Raw genomic sequence first — 15,759 nt, forward strand, 5'->3', positions numbered from 1 at the left:
GTACGCGCCACTCCACTGCGACGGGACCCGGTCGGGAGGGGGTCCCGTGACAGATACACCGTCCATACCCGTGCCGGCCGAGGAGCCGGACGACCGGGGGACAGCGGGCAGCGAACAGGAGCCGAAGGACCTGGTCGCCCAGGCCGCCGGTGCGAAACCCGAGGCAAGAGCCGAGGCGGCGAGCGCTGCCTCCGAAGCCGCCCGGCCGGGCGCGGCAGCGCGGGCATCCGCCGCTTCGCCGCCGTACCGCAAGCAGCCCCCGGGCCCGGCGCCGGCGCCCGACTGGCAGCAGTGGCAGCCGCAGCGCCCCGAGCCGCCCGCCTGGCTCACCGCGATCAGTCCCGCGGCCCCGGCCCGTATCCGCGTCGCCTCACTCTGGTCGGTTCTGGCGACCGCCCTGCTCAGCGCCCTGCTGCTGGGCGAGGGAGCCGGGCTGAATCTGCTGATCGTCACGGTCCCCGCCGCCCTCGCCGCCTACTTCGCCGCGCAGGCGGCCGGCCGGCGCCCGCGCCCCTGGACGCTGGTCTGGGCCCTCGGCGGTGTGGCACTGCTGATCGTCCCCGCCCTGAGCGACGCCGGTCTGCCCGCCTTCCTCTCGATCGTCTCCGCGATGGCGCTGGGGTCGCTGGCGCTGCACGGCGCCCGCACCTGGCCGGGCGTGGTGTTCGGTCCGCTCGGCCTGCTCGGTTCGATCGGCAGCGCCATGGCCTGGGGCCTGCGCGGTCTGCGCGAGCGCGCCGGACAGTCGCCGCGGCACTGGCTGCCCGTGTTCCGCGCGCTCGTCGTCGCGGCCGTGCTGCTGGTCGTGTTCGGTTCGCTCTTCGCGGGTGCCGACGCGGCGTTCGCCGATCTGCTCGGCGGTCTGACCCCGGAGGTCTCGGTCGAGGACGGCCCCTGGCGCTTCCTGCTGTTCGGCGTCGGACTCCTCGGCGCCCTCGCCACCGCGCACACCGCCGCCGCGCCGCTGCGCTGGGACCGCATCACCGTACGGCCCGGCAAGGCCCGCGCCCGGATGGAGTGGGCGCTTCCGCTGATCGTCCTGAACCTGCTCTTCGCGGCGTTCATCGCCGTCCAGCTCGCCGTGCTCTTCGGCGGTTACCGCAAGGTCTTCGAGCAGACCGGACTCACGCGTTCCGAGTACGCGCGCCAGGGCTTCTGGCAGCTTCTGTGGGTCACCGTCCTCGTCCTGCTCGTCATCGGGCTGGCCCGTCGCTGGGCCCCGCGCGACGGTGCCCGCGACCGTGCCCTGGTCCGCGCCGTGCTCGGCGTCCTCTGTGTGCTGACGCTGGTCGTGACCGCCTCCGCGCTGCGCCGGATGGACCTGTATGTCGAGGCGTACGGACTGACGCGGCTGCGTGTCACGGTGGCGGCGATGGAGCTGTGGCTCGCTCTGGTGATCGTACTGATCCTGGTGGCGGGCGCCGTGGGCGGACGCTGGCTGCCGCGCGCCGTCGCCGCGAGCGCCGCGGCGGCCGTCCTCGCGTACGGGCTGCTCTCGCCGGACGCGCTGGTCGCGGAGCAGAACGTACAGCGGTACGAGCGTACGGAGAAGATCGACGTCCAGTACTTCCAGGAGCTGTCCGCCGATGCGGTGCCGGCCCTGGACCGGCTGCCCGAGCCGCTGCGCTCATGCGCTCTGGCCGGTATTGACCGGAATCTGTCGGAGGGCGACAAACCCTGGTACGCGACGAGCCTGGCCGAGCAACGGGCCCGCGACATCCTGGCGGAGCGGCCGGTCGACCACTCCGCCACCTGCGCCGGACAGGGCTACTGGGACGGTTTCCGGGGCGACCTCGACGGGCTGTGACGGTTCCGTACGGCCCGACTGCGGGCCGTACGACCGGACTGCGGGCCGTACGGGCGGAGCGCTTCCGGGCGTACGAAGCGGCCACGGCCGGGCGGCACCGTACGGAGCCGTACAGCGGTTCCGTACGGCCGGGATCCGGGTCCGGTCCCCCGCCCCCGACCCGGATCCCGGCCCCCGGCCCTGCCCAGCCGTGGTCCTAGGCGACCGGACCCGCCGCCTCCGCCTTGCCGCTGAGCGCCTCCAGATCGCTCTTGCGCACCCGGATCACCAGCGCCGCCGTCAGCAGCGCGACCCCCACCATGACCACCGCAGCGACGAACGCCGTCGAGATGCCCTGGGTCAGCACCTCGTGGCCCCAGCGCCCCGGCAGCTCCTGCGTCCTGGCCAGCTCCGCCTTCTGCTCCGGGCTCGCCTCCGCCATGAAGGACGGCAGTTGCCGCTCCGCCTCGTTGCGGCTGGCCGTACCGAACACCGTGACCAGGATGGAGAGCCCCAGCGAACCGCCCACCTGCTGGCTCGCGTTGAGCAGCCCGGAAGCCGCGCCCGCCTCGTGCTGCGCGACTCCGGAGACCGCGGTGAGCGTGAGCGTCACGAAGTTCAGCCCCATGCCGAAGCCGAAGAGCAGCAGTGGCCCGAGCACCCCGCTCACGTACGAGCTGTCCGGGTTGATCAGCGTCAGCCAGAACAGACCGAGGCCGGTGATGGCGGAACCGGTCACCATGAACGGCTTCGGCCCGAGCACCGGCAGGAACCGCTGGGACAGTCCCGCACCCACGATGATCGCGACCGTCACCGGAAGGAAGGCCAGACCGGACTTGATCGGGCTGTACCCGAGCACGTTCTGTACGAAAAGTACGATGAAGAAGAACATTCCGAACATCGCGGCGGCCAGGCTCAGCATGATGACGTACGTGCCCGAACGGTTCCGGTCGGCGAACATCCTGAGCGGGGTGATGGGCTCCTTCGCCCGCGACTCGATCACCGCGAACATCGCGAGCAGCACCACCGACGCGGCGAACGCCGACACGGTCAGCGTGTCCCGCCAGCCCTCCTCGGAGGCCCGGATGAATCCGTACACCAGCGACGCCATGCCGAGCGTGGAGGTCGCGGCACCGGCGAGGTCGAAGCGGCCCGGATGGCGCTCGGACTCGTTGATGTACCTCGGCGCGAGGACCGCGATCAGCACACCGATCGGTACGTTGACGAAGAACACCCAGCGCCAGTCGAGCCACTCGGTGAGCATGCCGCCCGCCAGCAGGCCTATGGCGCCACCGCCCGCGGAGACCGCGGCGAAGACACCGAACGCCCTGTTCCGCTCAGGTCCCTCGGCGAAGGTGGTGGTGATCAGGGCGAGCGAGGTGGGCGAGGCGATCGCGCCGCCGACCCCCTGGAGTGCCCGGGCGGCGAGCAACTGCCAGGGCTCCTGGGCGAAGCCGCCGAGGAGGGACGCCAGGGTGAAGAGCAGGATGCCGGCCATGAACACCCGGCGGCGGCCCAGGATGTCGCCGGCCCGGCCGCCGAGCAGCAGCAGACCGCCGAAGGTCAGCGTGTACGCGCTCAGTACCCAGGAGAGGTCCGTGGTCGAGAAGCTGAGAGCGTTCTGGATATGTGGAAGCGCGATATTCACAATCGTCGCGTCGAGTACGACCATGAGCTGGCAGGCGGCGATGACGGTGAGGGCGATCCCTGGGCGCCCTGTGCGACGGGCCGCGCCCCGTGGTCCGCTCTGTTTTTCGAGTTGAGAGGTTGTCACTGTTGGATCCCCCACGAGTGAATTAGTGAACGCATCCGTTCACTGTCGCGTCCACGGTAGTGAGTCCCCTTCAGTGAACGCAAGCGTTCACTGAACGCTGCCGCCCCGGAGTGTCAGCCAACGATGGAGAGTTACCGATGATGTCTTCGCGCTCCGCGGCCACCGCTCGGTCGCAGCCGGCGTCCTTGCGCCGCCGTGGTCCCGTACTGGAACGGGCCATCCTCGATGCCGCGCTGGAGCAGTTGAGTACGGTCGGCTGGAGCGGCCTGACCATGGAGGGCGTCGCCGCCGGAGCCCAGACGGGCAAGGCCGCGGTGTACCGCCGCTGGCCGTCCAAGGAGGACCTGGTCGCCGACGCGCTCCTGGCGGGGCTGCCGTCGTTCGACGAGGCGGCCGACCACGGGAGCGCCCGCGAGGACCTCTACCAGCTCTGCCGGCGCGTGCGGGACGCGATGTTCTCGCAGCCCGGATTCGCACTCCGTGCGGTCCTTCACGAATGCGATCCGGCGAGCGCCGAGCGCTTCCAGGAACTCATCAACCACACCTTCATCGAGCCCTCCAACCGGCTTCTCGGCCAGGTGGTGAGCCGCGGAATCCAACGTGGTGACGTACGGCCCGACGCCACCGGCGAACTCCTCTTCCAGGTGATACCGGCGCTGATGATGTTCCGCTCCAAGGTGTGCGGGAGCGAATGGGAGGATGACGAGATCGCCGAGATGATCGATCAGATCATGGTGCCGCTGCTCCGGCCGTCCGCAACCCGGTGAACCCGGGGAAGCGGGCCGGACACGGCTGTTGAGGACGGCCGGTACCCGGTCTGTCGCACGGCGTTCCGGCGGCGTAACCTTGCAGGTGCCATGCCGTACGAACCACCCACGCACACCGTTGAGCGCTCGCTGCGCGCCACCACCGACGCCAGAGTCATCGCAGGCGTCGACGAAGTCGGACGCGGAGCGTGGGCCGGGCCGGTCACGGTGTGCGCGGCCATCACCGGACTGCGCAGACCTCCGGCCGGTCTCACCGACTCCAAGCTGATCAGCCCCAAGCGCCGTACGGAGCTGGCCGGTGAGCTGGAGAGGTGGGTCACCTCGCATGCGCTCGGGCACGCCTCTCCGGAGGAGATCGACGCCCTGGGGATGACCGCGGCGCTGAGGCTCGCCGCCGTACGCGCCCTTGAGGCGCTGCCGGTACGGCCCGACGCGGTGATCCTCGACGGCAAGCACGACTATCTGGGAGGGTCCTGGCAGGTGCGTACGGTCATCAAGGGCGACCAGACCTGTGTTCCGGTGGCGGCCGCCTCGGTCATCGCCAAGGTGCGCAGGGACGCGATGATGGCCGAACTGGGCGAGGGGTCCGAGGAGTACGTACCGTTCGCCTTCGGCGCCAACGCCGGCTATCCCTCGCCGGTGCACAAGGCGGCGCTGGAGGAGCGGGGGCCGACACCGCACCACCGGCTCTCGTGGTCCTATCTCGACGCGCTGCCCCGGTGGCGGCACCTGAAGAAGATCCGGATCCCCGCGGAGGCCGCGGCCATGGAAAGCGGGGGCCAACTCGGCTTCGACTTCTGACCGTTCGAACCCGGCACGTCCGACGACCGATCCGCTCGATTTCCGGAACACCCGGTGACCTCCCGCCCGCGCGCCCGCAGGCCGCGGGCCAGGGCGCGAATGCGCCCACCCGCCGATGCCCCTGGCGTCGGCGTTTGATAGACATCCAGCCATGCCTCTCATCCCTCAGGAGCCTCAGATTCACGAGAGAGCCCAGGGTTCCGGCGCCACCCCGGCCACCGGCCGTACGGCGCCGACCCCACGTCCTGTACCCGGTCCGCGTCCCGTTCCCGGGCCGCGCTCCGCGGCCACGCCGCGTCCCGGTCGCCCGGGGCCCGGTACCGCGAAGCCCGCGCCGCCGGCGCAGCGCTCGCACAGCTCCGCCGGGCAGCCCAAGGCGTCCGGGCCCACTACTCCGTCCGCTCCTCAGATCCAGCTCATCCCGGCTCCTGAGGACGGGGCGCTCGACGCCGCCGAGGAGGCGGTGGACCTGCTGCTCGACTCGGGCCGGGCGCCGGGCGAGATCCTCGTCCTCACCACCGGGGAACAGCATCCGTGGGCCACCCATGAGCTGTCCTTCGGCGAAGCCTCCTACTGGGCCCAGCATGACGCCCGCGAAGACGTGTTCTTCGCCGGTGCCGCCGCCGTGACCCGTGCGCAGTCCCGGCCCGTCGTGGTCGTGGCGGTCAACGGAGGCGGGGACGAGGTCGCCGCCCGGGTCCTGCCGCTGGCCCGGCAGCGTGCCACCGCGCTGCTGGTCGTGTGCGGTGACGCCGCACGGATCAACGCCGCGCTCGGCGCGGGGGTCTGAGCCGCACGACAGCCGTACGGCGCGGGGTGCGCGGGCGTGGACAAGCGCCCGCCGTCGTACGCCGTACGACCCGGTCGCGACCCGGCCGCCCGTTCAGGGGGTGGCCGGGCCGTTGAGCTGTCCGTGCGTGCCCGTGGTGCCCTGCGCGCGGAAGCCGCCGGGGCCGCTCGACTCGTCGCCGCCCGGCACCGCCGTTCCGTTCCGGCAGCTCAGCGGGCGGCCGTGTGCCGCAGTGCTTCGACGGTGCCACCGCCGCCGCGTACCAGGGACGAGGCGGCCTCCAGCACCGTCTCCGCCAGATCGGCGGGCGGGGACCCGGAGTCCGGCCGACGGCCCCCACGGCCCTCGCCCAGCACCTGCCAGCCGCCGCGCGTCAGGGTGATGTAGGCGCCGCACCGCAGGCCGTGCAGGGTGCAGGCGTCCCGCAGCCCCCACATCCAGGCTCCGTCCTCCTCCGTCCAGCGCTCGTCGCCCTCACGGCAGTAGAGCAGTACGGCGGTACGCACGGGGGTGCGACGGCGCAGATCGTGCGGGATGACCCTGCGCAGATGGGCCAGCAGCGCGTTACGGAACTCCCAGCCGTCCACCGGCGCCGCCCGCGGGGTGAACGACGCGCTGGCGGTCAGCCGTTCCTCATGGTCCAGGACGGCCACCACCGCGGTCGCCGGTTTCGGCCGGTGCCTGCTGTGCAGTCCGCTGACCACCTCGCGGGGATTGCGGAGCAGCGGAATCCCCGCGTCCGCCCATTCGTCCAGTTCGAGCATCCTGGCGAGGCGGTTGGCGGAGTCGGCCGGTCTGCTGAGCGAAGTGGCTGCGGACGGAGCGAATCCGAAGGTCACGATCCTCCCTTCGCATACGCGCCCACAGTGCGGGCAGGGGCGGACGGGGGCGTACCACGGCACGGCCCTTGCGGACCGCGAGCGGACCGTGCGGGGGTCGTTCAATTCTCGCTGGCACGGGGGCGCGCGGCAACGAGCAATTGGCGCCGTTGACGGGAATGGGCGGGTATGGCGGTCATATCCCTGGCCAGAGCTGCGCGGTCGATGTCCCGTATCAGGCCTGAACGGCGAAGACATCAGGCCTGAACGGCGAGGACCAGCGGAAACACCCCCTCTGCTCCGGCTTTCCGCAGCAGCCGGGCGGCCACCGCGAGAGTCCAGCCGCTGTCGGAGAGGTCGTCGACCAGCAGAACGGGCCCGCCCGCCGACGCCAGCGCCCCGGCCAGTTCGGCGGGTACGGTCAGCGCCTCGTGCAGCGCGCGCACCCGCTGCGCGCTGTTGGTACGGGAGATACGGGTGTCGGCCGCCTCCGGCGCATACTCGACGGTACCCAGCAGCGGCATCCTGCCTGCCTGTGCGATTCGACTGCCGAGCGAACCGATGAGCCGGGGCCTGCCGTGCGAGGCCACGGTGACGACCCCGACCGGCCGGGGCGGCGCGTCGGCGGCGCCGGAGGCCCAACCGCCCGGCCCCTTGGCCCAGTCGGCGAGCACACTCACCACAGCGGTCACCACATCGTCGGGCACCGGACCGTCCGGGGCATGCGAGGCAAGCATCGGCCGCAGTCTGTTGCCCCAGCCGATGTCGGACAGCCGCCCCAACGCCCGCCCCGCGAAGGACTGTTCGCCCGGCGGAATACGCCCCTTCAGCGCCACACCGACCGCCGGCAGCCCGGTCGGCCACATCCTGCGCGGCTCCACCTCCACACCCGGCCTGCCCAGCTCACCGCGCGCGGCGTCGAGGGCGGCGGCGGTCACTTTGTCCTCGAAGCGCACCCCGGCGCAGTTGTCGCAGCGCCCGCACGGGGCGGCCTCCTCGTCGTCCAACTGCCGCCGCAGGAACTCCATCCGGCAGCCGGCCGCCGACGCGTAGTCCCGCATCGCCTGCTGTTCGGCCTCCCGCTGCCGCGACACCCAGGCGTACCGCTCGGTGTCGTACACCCATGGGCGGCCCGTCGAGGTCCAGCCGCCCTTCACCCGGTGCACCGCGCCGTCCACATCGAGGACCTTGAGCATCGTCTCCAGACGCGTACGCCGCAGCTCGACCAGGGGCTCCAGCGCGGGCAGCGACAGCGGCCGCCCGGCCTGGCCCAGGACATCGAGCGTGTGCCGGACCAGCTCCTCGGGCGGGAAGGCCACCGACGCGAAGTACTGCCAGATCGCCTCGTCCTCCTTGCCGGGCAGCAGCAGCACCTCGGCGTGCTCCACCCCACGGCCCGCTCGGCCCACCTGCTGGTAGTAGGCGATGGGGGAGGAAGGCGAGCCGAGATGCACCACGAATCCCAGATCCGGCTTGTCGAAGCCCATGCCCAGCGCGGAGGTGGCGACCAGTGCCTTCACCCTGTTCGCCAGCAGATCGTCCTCGGCCTGCTGCCGGTCCGCGTTCTCCGTGCGCCCTGTGTACGAGGCGACCGTGTGCCCGCACTGCCGCAGATACGCGGTGACCTCCTCGGCCGCGGCGACCGTCAGCGTATAGATGATCCCGGAGCCGGGCAGCTCGCCGAGATGGTCGGCCAGCCACGCCAGCCGGTGCGCCGCGTCCGGCAGCCGGAGCACATGCAGACTGAGACTCTCCCGGTCCAGCGGACCGCGCAGCACCAGCGCGTCCGTACCCGCCCCCGTGCCCAACTGCTCGGCGACATCGGCGGTCACCCGGGAATTCGCCGTGGCCGTGGTGGCGAGGACCGGAACCCCGGACGGCAGCTCCGCGAGCATCGTGCGCAGCCGCCGGTAGTCGGGGCGGAAGTCATGGCCCCAGTCGGAGATGCAGTGCGCCTCGTCCACCACCAGCAGCCCGGTGGCCGCGGCGAGCCGGGGCAGGACCTGGTCCCGGAAGTCCGGATTGTTCAGCCGCTCCGGGCTGACCAGCAGGACATCGACCTCGCCCGCCGCCACCTCGTCCTGGACCGTGTCCCACTCCTCCACATTCGACGAATTGATCGTCCGCGCGCGGATCCCGGCGCGGGCGGCGGCCTCCACCTGATTGCGCATCAGCGCGAGCAGCGGCGAGACGATCACGGTCGGGCCCGCGCCGCGCTCCCGCAGCAGCGAGGTCGCCACGAAATACACCGCGGACTTGCCCCACCCCGTCCGCTGGACGACCAGCGCTCTGCGCTTGTCGGCGACAAGCGCCTCGATGGCCCGCCACTGGTCCTCGCGCAGCGTGGCGGCGCCGGTGGCGTCACCGACGAGTCGGGCGAGTACGGAATCGGCGGAGGCCCGGAGAGCCGTGCGGTCTGCGTTGGTCATGCCCCCATGCAACCCGATGGCTCGGACAGAGCGCGAACACGGCCGCCGGCCTGTGGACAAAGTTATCCACAGGGGTCGCGGGATCCGGCCCGGCACGGGACGGTCGTGCCATGAACAATCACCACGAACCGACCACGTCCACCGGTCGGCCGCAGATGACCCTGCGCAGCGCCGCCGAACTCGCCGACGCACTGCCGTACTTGTTCGGCTTCCACCCCACCGATTCCGTCGTCATGGTCGCGCTCCACGGCGAGCACGGAAGTTTCGGCGGGCGGCTCAGGCTGGGCATCCCGCGCTCACCGAAGGAGTGGCCGCCGGTGGCCGAGCAGCTCGCCGACTGTCTGATCGAGGGAAGCGCGCGGCGGGGCGCCCGGCCGGACGGGGTCGTCGCCTTTCTCTGCCAGGACCCGACGGATGGGGAGACGGGCCGGCAGGTGATGGAGCGGCTCCGCCCCCTCGCGCAGCGGCTGCGCACCGCTTGCGGGAGCCTCGATGTGCCCGTGTACGAAGTGCTCTGTGTCTCCGACGGCCGTTTCTGGTCCTATTGCTGCCCCGACGTCCGCTGCTGTCCGCCCGAGGGCACCGGACTGGCCCTGCCCGGCACGTCGGTGATGGCCGCGGCCGCCACGTACGCCGGGGTCCATGTCCGCGGCTCGCTCAGGGAGATGGAAGCCCGCCTGACCTCCTGGGGGACACCGGCTGCCGAGGAGCAGGAGCGCGCGCTCGACGAGGCGAGCGCGGCTCTCGTGCCCAGGATCCTGGTCGAACGGAGCCAGGAGAAGGTCGGCGCTGAGACCTTGCGTACCGCGCGCGAGCTGATGAAGCGGCTCGCGGAGGCACCACGGGCGGGACGGGCGGCCATGGACGCCGAGGACGACCGGCTCATCAGCCACCAGGAGGCGGCCGCCGTCATTCTCGGACTCCAGGACCGCACGACACGGGACCGGGCCGCCGAGTGGATGGAAGGCCCGCAGGCCGAGCCCGCGCTGCGGCTCTGGCGCGCCCTCTCCCGGCGCTGCATCGGCCCCTACAGCGAATTCGCCACCGCACCGTTGACCCTGGCCGGCTGGGTCGCGTGGTCCACCGGCGACGAACCCAGCGCCCGGGTAGCGCTCGGGCTCGCCCTGCGCCTCGACCCGCAGTATGTCTTCGCCCAGTTGCTCCACCAGGCCTGCAACGAAGGGCTCGACCCCGAGGCACTGCGCCGCTGTCTGCGCGAGCAGCGTGTCGCACGAGCCCTGCCGGGCACACGCGGCGCTGCCGGACGGCCCGCGTCCCGGTCCGCGCGTCCGCCCGAGCGGCGCAGGACACTCCAGGCCGCACGGCGCCCCGACGGGATGGGGGCACGGGGCCGGGCCGGTCGGCGTGACGGCAGGCGCGGGACAAGGCGCGGGCGATGACGGCCGTGACCCGGTCGGCCGGGCGGGCGTTCACCTCTGTGGCGAAGTCGTACGAGCCGCACCGCCGCGGCGACGGCCGCCCTCCGGAGCGCACAGAAGGCAGAACTGACCACCCATGGCCCTCACCGCCCCCTCCCCGAACAGCGAGCCGCCGCGTACCACCCCCGCCGGGGCCGGGCGGAGGCGGGCCGTGCCGCCCGCAGAGCCGCCCGCCGTGCACCACGCCCTGCTGTGCGTCGCGCTGCCCTGCCTCGCAATCTCGGCCGAGCACGGACAGCTCACCGGCGAGGGGATCGAGGGCTTCTACCAGTCGGGCCGGCGCCTGCTCTCCCGGTGTCGGCTGCGGATCGCGGGACGGGACCCGGTCCCGCTCCAGGGCAGGCTCGTCGCCGCCGACCGGGCGCGGTTCCGGGCGGTGGTCCGTACCCCCGAGGACGCCGGGCCCGATCCGGAGATCAGTGTCGAACGGCTGCGGGACGCCGACGGCACCGAACGGATCACCCTGCACAGCTCCGCCCGGAGGCCGCGCAGGATTTCGGTGGAGATCTCCTTCGGCACCGACCTCGCGGAGCTGGCCGCGATCGGAGCCGGCCGGGCGGGCCCAGAACTGCCCGCAGGTGTCCACGCGGCGGGCCTGCGCTGGTCAGCGCCGGACGGACGGTATGCCGTCGTCACCGCGTCCCCGGCGCCGCAGGACTCGCTGGCCTCGGCGGGACTGCTGCGCTGGGAAGTGGAGCTGGGGCCCGGCGCCGCCCACACCATCGAACTGCGGATCCGCTCCGACCGGCCGGTGCGGCCCACGGGCCGGACGGGGAGCGATCCCCTGCCCCTGGCGGCGGCCGAGGCGGACGACCCCCGGGTGCGGCCGCTGTTCGCCGCGAGCCTCGGCGATCTGCGGGGGCTGCTGCTCCGCGGTCCCGGCGGCCCCGGGGAACTCCACCCCGCGGCGGGCGTGCCCTGGCGCTGCGGACCGCCCGCCGCGGAAGCGCTGTGGGCCGTACGGATGGCGCTCCCGCTCGGCACCCGGCTGGCGGCGGCCACGCTCCGCACGCTCGCCCGCACACAGTTCAGGGAGAAGGGACGGGACTTCGGGCGGCTCCCCGGGCCGCTGCGCGACGCCGGTCCTCATCTGCCGCCGAGCTGCACCGGCGTCGAGGCGACACTGGCCTTTCCCGTCGTCCTTGCTGAGGCACGCCGCTGGGGGCTTCCCGAAAAGGAGCTGGCCGAGCTGCTTCCGGCCGCGGAGCGCTGTCTCCAGTGGCTGCGCGCCGCCTCGGGCGACGGCGAGCTGCTGGGGGAGCCGGGCCCCACCGGGCCCCAGCGCGTCGAGACTCAGGCCCACGCACACCGGGCGGCCCTGCTCGGGGCGGATCTGCTGGACGCCTGCGGCCGGGCGGGGGCCGATGGATGGCGGGAGTGGGCGGGGGCGCTGCGGCGGCGGTTCGCCGAGACGTTCTGGATCGACGACCGCGCGGGGGGCCGGCCGGCCGCGGCGCGTCTCTCCGACGGACGGCTCCTTCCGTATCCGAGCGGCAGCTCCGCGCACCTCCTTGACACCGGGCTGCTCGGCGAGGGGAGAGCGGCCCCGGGGCTCCTGGACGGTGCCAGGACCGAGCAGGTGGCCCGGGTGCTCGGCAGCCCCGCGCTCGACACCGGCTGGGGGCTGCGCGGACTCGCGGCCAAGGAACCGGGACACAATCCGTTCGGCCACCGCGCCGGGGCGGTGCGGGTGCATGAGACGGCCGTGGCGGTCGCAGGTCTGGCGGCGGCCGGGTACGAGAAGGAAGCCGTCTCGCTGCTCCGCGGGCTGCTGGACGCGGCGGAGGCTTTCGGCCACCGGCTGCCGGAGATGTACGCGGGGGAGCAGCGGACCGCCGGGGGCGCGCCCGTACCGCACCCGGCCGCGTGCCGGCCCGCCGCGGTGGCCGCGGCGGCGGGGATCCATGTGCTCACCGCGCTCGTCGGTATCCGTCCCGACGCTCCCGGTGGCACGGTCGCGCTGCACCCGATGCGCTCGGCCCCGCTCGGAGCGGTCCAGGTCAGCGGGTTACGGGTCGCGGGGGAGCCCTTCTCCGTACGGGTCAGCCGGCTCGGGCTCGGCATGGTCGAGGAGGCGGCCGACGGGCTTCAGCTCGGGGTGTGAGCCAGCCCGGCGGGCCATGGACATGAAGATCGGAGGGACGGCGAAGAAGTGACCGCGGGTTAATGACACAAGGAGTGTTTATCGTCAAGCAGACGACTATGATCATCGCATGTCGCCCTACGACCCGTCGGCTTTCCCGGCTTTCGCTGTCACCGTCGACCTGGTCGTGCTCACCGTCCGGCGCCACGCGCTCTGCGCGCTGGTTGTACGGCGCGGAGAGCCGCCGTTCCAGGGGCGGTGGGCGCTGCCCGGCGGTTTTGTCAGGGTCGACGAGGATCTCGGCGAGGCGGCGGCACGGGAACTCTCCGAGGAGACCGGGCTCTGCGCGCACGATCCGCTCTCCCCGGAACCCGGCAACGGAGCCCATCTCGAACAGCTCGCGACCTACGGCGAGCCCGGGAGGGATCCCCGGATGCGGGTGGTCAGCGTGGCGCATCTCGCGCTCTCGCCCGACCTTCCCGCGCCCCGGGCGGGCGGCGACGCCAACAGCGCGCGCTGGGCGCCGGTCGAGGCGCTGCTCAACCAGGAGGGTGGTTTCGCCCGCGAGGACGAGCAGCCCGCCCAGCTCGCCTTCGACCATGCTCGGATCCTCGCGGACGGGGTGGAGCGGGCCCGCTCCAAGATCGAGTACTCCTCGCTCGCCACCGCGTTCTGCCCGCCCGAGTTCACCGTCGGCGAGCTGCGCAGGGTGTACGAGGCGGTGTGGGGCGTGGCGCTGGACCCCCGTAACTTCCACCGCAAGGTGACGGGCACCCCGGGGTTCCTGGTCCCGTCCGGGGGCACCACGACCCGGCAGGGCGGCAGGCCGGCCCAGCTCTTCCGGGCCGGCGGGGCGACCGTACTCAACCCGCCGATGCTGCGCCCCGAGGTCTGACCCGCGGTACGGCCGGTACGGACAGCGCAGCAGCCAGGACATCGGCCTGACGACCCGTCAATCCCGGGTCCGGTGGACCGGATGTGTGGGCGCCTCGCCCGGACACCGGGACACCTGAGCGTGTTCCCTGCGCCACAAGTCGGACATGTCGCGTTATCTTGCTGCGGTACCCGCCCCTGCCGCCGAGCGGTCTCACCTCCCCGCGAGAGAAGCGATGCTCCAGGCCATCGGACTGACCAGCACCCCCCGTCGAGACCTCACCTCCGCCGTGGACGATCTGACCTTCGAGGCCCGGTCCGGCTCCGTCACCGCGCTGCTCGGTGCCTCCGGCGCGGGCAAGACCACCGCCCTCAGGCTGATGCTCGAACTCCAACCCGGCCGTGGGATCACCTACTTCCGCGGCCTGCCGCTCCATCGCGTCGCCCGCCCGGCGCGCGAGGTCGGGGTGCTCCTGGGCGATGTGCCCGGCCATCCCGGGCGGACCGTCAGAGGCCAGCTCAGAATGCTCGGCGCCGCGGCGGGCGTCCCCGCGTCGCGCGCCGACGAACTCCTCGGTGCCGTGGGCCTCGACGGACTGCGCGACGAACGGCTCGGCACGCTCTCGCGCGGCATGGACCGCAGACTCGGGCTCGCCACCGCGCTGTTGGGCGACCCGCACGCGCTGCTGCTCGACGCGCCGTCCGCGGGTCTCTCGCTGCGCGAGAGCACCTGGCTGTTCGGACTGCTCCGCGCCCATGCCGCCCGGGGCGGCACCGTTCTCTACACGACCAGCGACCCCAAGGAGGCCGCCCGTACCGCCGATCACGTCGTCACCATCGACGACGGCCGCCTGGTCGCGGACCAGGACGGGGCCGAGTTCGCGCGTACCAGACTGCGTCCGCGCGTCGCGGTCAGGACACCGCACGCCGCGCGCCTCGCCGACGCACTGAGCCGCGAGGCCCGCGCCGAGCGGCGCTCGGTCGAAGTGGTCGCCGAGGCGGGCAGCCGGCTCACCGTCTACGGCAGCAGCTGCCCCGAGATCGGCGAGACCGCCTTCCGCCACGGTGTCCTCGTCCATCAGCTCGCCGACGAGTTCGGGGACACAGGGCCGGAGCCCGTTCACCACCCCGCCCTCACCGCCGCCCTCGCGCCCATTCCGCTTCCCCGCCCCGTCTCGCTGCCCGCGGGGGGGCAGGGCAGCGGCACCGTTCCCGCTCCGGCCTCCGAGGCGGACACGGCACCGACCCGGGCCGTGATCGCCCCGCCCGCCGAGCGACGGGCCGCCCCCCGGACCAACCCGGTCACCAGCCCCGGGACCGCCCCCAGATCCACGCCCGGACCCACATTCGACGGCCGCGGTCCGCTGCCGCGCCCGGTGCCGCCGCTGTCGCCGCGTCCGGTCCGCAGTCCGCTCAGACCGGTGCGCTACGAACTCCACCGCATGTTCGGGATCCGTACGACCCTCCTGATCGTGGCCGCGGTCGTCCTCGTATCCGTTCTGCTCGCCCTGTTCCTCGCCCGCACCGGCGGGACTCCGCCGCACAGACTGCTGGTGGCCTGGCCCGCGATCCTGCCGCTGCCGCCCGCCGTGCTCGGCGCGGGACTGCTCGGGGCGTTCTCCTTCGGCGATGAATTCCGTTATCCCGCGCTCGCCGGCGCCCGGGGCACCGTCCCCCGCCGTCTCGCCCTGCTCCTCGCCAAGCTCGCGGTGACCGCGGCCTCGGCCCTGCTCCTCGCCCTCCTGGTGGTGGCGGTCGACGGCGCCGCGCTGCGCCTCGCGTACGGCCATGCCGCCGCGCCCGTACCGGACAACTGGCCCGCGCTGGGGGCCCGCTGGGCCTGGCTGGCCGTCGGCTGCGCCTGGGCCGGGCTGTTGGGGGCCGGGGTCTTCCGGGTCACCGTCGCCGGAGTGGCCGCCGTCGTCGCCGTACCGACCCTGGTCGTACCGGTGTTGCAGACGGCGTTCGCGGGCCCGTCCGCGCGTTCGACGGCCGGACTCCCGGCCAGGCTCCGTGAACTGGCGTGGCTCCAGTGGCCCACCCGTGCCGACCACTGGCTGACGGCCGTGGCGGGGCTTGTCGCCCAGCCGGTCGCCGCCGCGCTGGTCCTGTCGGTGTCGGTCCTACTCTGCGCGTATGTGCTCACCGGCCTTCGCCGCAGGGCCCGTTGATGACCGCGGAGAGACCGGAGCGTGCCTT

General features: G+C 73.0%; 11 protein-coding genes. 8 read left to right on the forward strand and 3 right to left on the reverse strand.

The annotated features are described in order from the left end of the window. The first annotated feature begins 46 nt into the window (after positions 1 to 46). A complete protein-coding gene (locus tag ACFU9P_RS29335) occupies positions 47 to 1,807 on the forward strand; it encodes a DUF4153 domain-containing protein (protein ID WP_384086538.1) in 1,761 nt (586 codons plus the stop codon). A 196-nt stretch (positions 1,808 to 2,003) separates the two neighbouring features. On the opposite strand, the gene ACFU9P_RS29340 is transcribed toward ACFU9P_RS29335, so the two are convergent. Next, positions 2,004 to 3,560, reverse strand: coding sequence for an MFS transporter (locus ACFU9P_RS29340; protein WP_384086541.1), 1,557 nt, complete (start codon positions 3,558 to 3,560; stop codon positions 2,004 to 2,006). Between the two features lie 137 nt (positions 3,561 to 3,697). Between ACFU9P_RS29340 and ACFU9P_RS29345 the strand changes: the two genes are divergently transcribed. From ACFU9P_RS29345 to ACFU9P_RS29355, 3 genes are all read left to right on the forward strand, one after another. After that, on the forward strand, positions 3,698 to 4,327 hold the full coding sequence (locus ACFU9P_RS29345; RefSeq protein WP_384086543.1) for a TetR/AcrR family transcriptional regulator: 630 nt from the start codon (positions 3,698 to 3,700) through the stop codon (positions 4,325 to 4,327). A 90-nt stretch (positions 4,328 to 4,417) separates the two neighbouring features. Further along, complete coding sequence (locus tag ACFU9P_RS29350; RefSeq protein WP_384086546.1) at positions 4,418 to 5,128, forward strand: ribonuclease HII; 711 nt, start codon at positions 4,418 to 4,420, stop codon at positions 5,126 to 5,128. Between the two features lie 151 nt (positions 5,129 to 5,279). Further along, complete coding sequence (locus ACFU9P_RS29355; protein WP_376379738.1) at positions 5,280 to 5,918, forward strand: hypothetical protein; 639 nt, start codon at positions 5,280 to 5,282, stop codon at positions 5,916 to 5,918. Between the two features lie 209 nt (positions 5,919 to 6,127). Here ACFU9P_RS29355 and ACFU9P_RS29360 read toward each other — a convergent pair whose 3' ends face one another. Beyond that, positions 6,128 to 6,757 carry a hypothetical protein gene (locus tag ACFU9P_RS29360; protein ID WP_376379736.1) on the reverse strand — a complete coding sequence of 210 codons (630 nt, stop codon included), beginning with the start codon at positions 6,755 to 6,757 and terminating at the stop codon, positions 6,128 to 6,130. A gap of 236 nt (positions 6,758 to 6,993) precedes the next feature. After that, positions 6,994 to 9,165 carry a RecQ family ATP-dependent DNA helicase gene (locus tag ACFU9P_RS29365; protein WP_384086549.1) on the reverse strand — a complete coding sequence of 724 codons (2,172 nt, stop codon included), beginning with the start codon at positions 9,163 to 9,165 and terminating at the stop codon, positions 6,994 to 6,996. Between the two features lie 110 nt (positions 9,166 to 9,275). On the opposite strand from ACFU9P_RS29365, the gene ACFU9P_RS29370 reads away from it, so the two are divergent. The 4 genes from ACFU9P_RS29370 to ACFU9P_RS29385 all read left to right on the forward strand — a co-directional run bounded on the left by ACFU9P_RS29370 (position 9,276) and on the right by ACFU9P_RS29385 (position 15,731). Continuing rightward, positions 9,276 to 10,565, forward strand: a complete 1,290-nt coding sequence (locus tag ACFU9P_RS29370; RefSeq protein WP_384086552.1) for a DUF4192 domain-containing protein — start codon at positions 9,276 to 9,278, stop codon at positions 10,563 to 10,565. Between the two features lie 115 nt (positions 10,566 to 10,680). Continuing rightward, positions 10,681 to 12,708: a glycogen debranching N-terminal domain-containing protein gene (locus tag ACFU9P_RS29375; protein WP_384086555.1), complete on the forward strand. Its 2,028-nt coding sequence runs from the start codon at positions 10,681 to 10,683 to the stop codon at positions 12,706 to 12,708. Positions 12,709 to 12,817: 109 nt separating this feature from the next. Continuing rightward, positions 12,818 to 13,582, forward strand: coding sequence for an NUDIX domain-containing protein (locus ACFU9P_RS29380; protein WP_376379727.1), 765 nt, complete (start codon positions 12,818 to 12,820; stop codon positions 13,580 to 13,582). 214 nt (positions 13,583 to 13,796) lie between these two features. Next, entirely contained in the window at positions 13,797 to 15,731 is a 1,935-nt protein-coding gene (locus tag ACFU9P_RS29385) for an ATP-binding cassette domain-containing protein (RefSeq protein ID WP_384086559.1), read from the forward strand. Positions 15,732 to 15,759: the final 28 nt, after the last annotated feature.

Origin of the sequence: Streptomyces sp. NPDC057617 (assembly GCF_042800555.1) — a bacterium.
Classification (GTDB): Bacteria; Actinomycetota; Actinomycetes; order Streptomycetales; family Streptomycetaceae; genus Streptomyces.

Coding starts and splice junctions, on each gene's coding strand:
- ACFU9P_RS29355 (WP_376379738.1), top strand. CDS start 5,280: ATGCCTCTCATCCCTCAGGAGCCTCAGATTCACGAGAGAGCCCAGGGT.
- ACFU9P_RS29345 (WP_384086543.1), top strand. CDS start 3,698: ATGATGTCTTCGCGCTCCGCGGCCACCGCTCGGTCGCAGCCGGCGTCC.
- ACFU9P_RS29370 (WP_384086552.1), top strand. CDS start 9,276: ATGAACAATCACCACGAACCGACCACGTCCACCGGTCGGCCGCAGATG.
- ACFU9P_RS29365 (WP_384086549.1), bottom strand. CDS start 9,165: ATGACCAACGCAGACCGCACGGCTCTCCGGGCCTCCGCCGATTCCGTA.
- ACFU9P_RS29385 (WP_384086559.1), top strand. CDS start 13,797: ATGCTCCAGGCCATCGGACTGACCAGCACCCCCCGTCGAGACCTCACC.
- ACFU9P_RS29380 (WP_376379727.1), top strand. CDS start 12,818: ATGTCGCCCTACGACCCGTCGGCTTTCCCGGCTTTCGCTGTCACCGTC.
- ACFU9P_RS29350 (WP_384086546.1), top strand. CDS start 4,418: ATGCCGTACGAACCACCCACGCACACCGTTGAGCGCTCGCTGCGCGCC.
- ACFU9P_RS29375 (WP_384086555.1), top strand. CDS start 10,681: ATGGCCCTCACCGCCCCCTCCCCGAACAGCGAGCCGCCGCGTACCACC.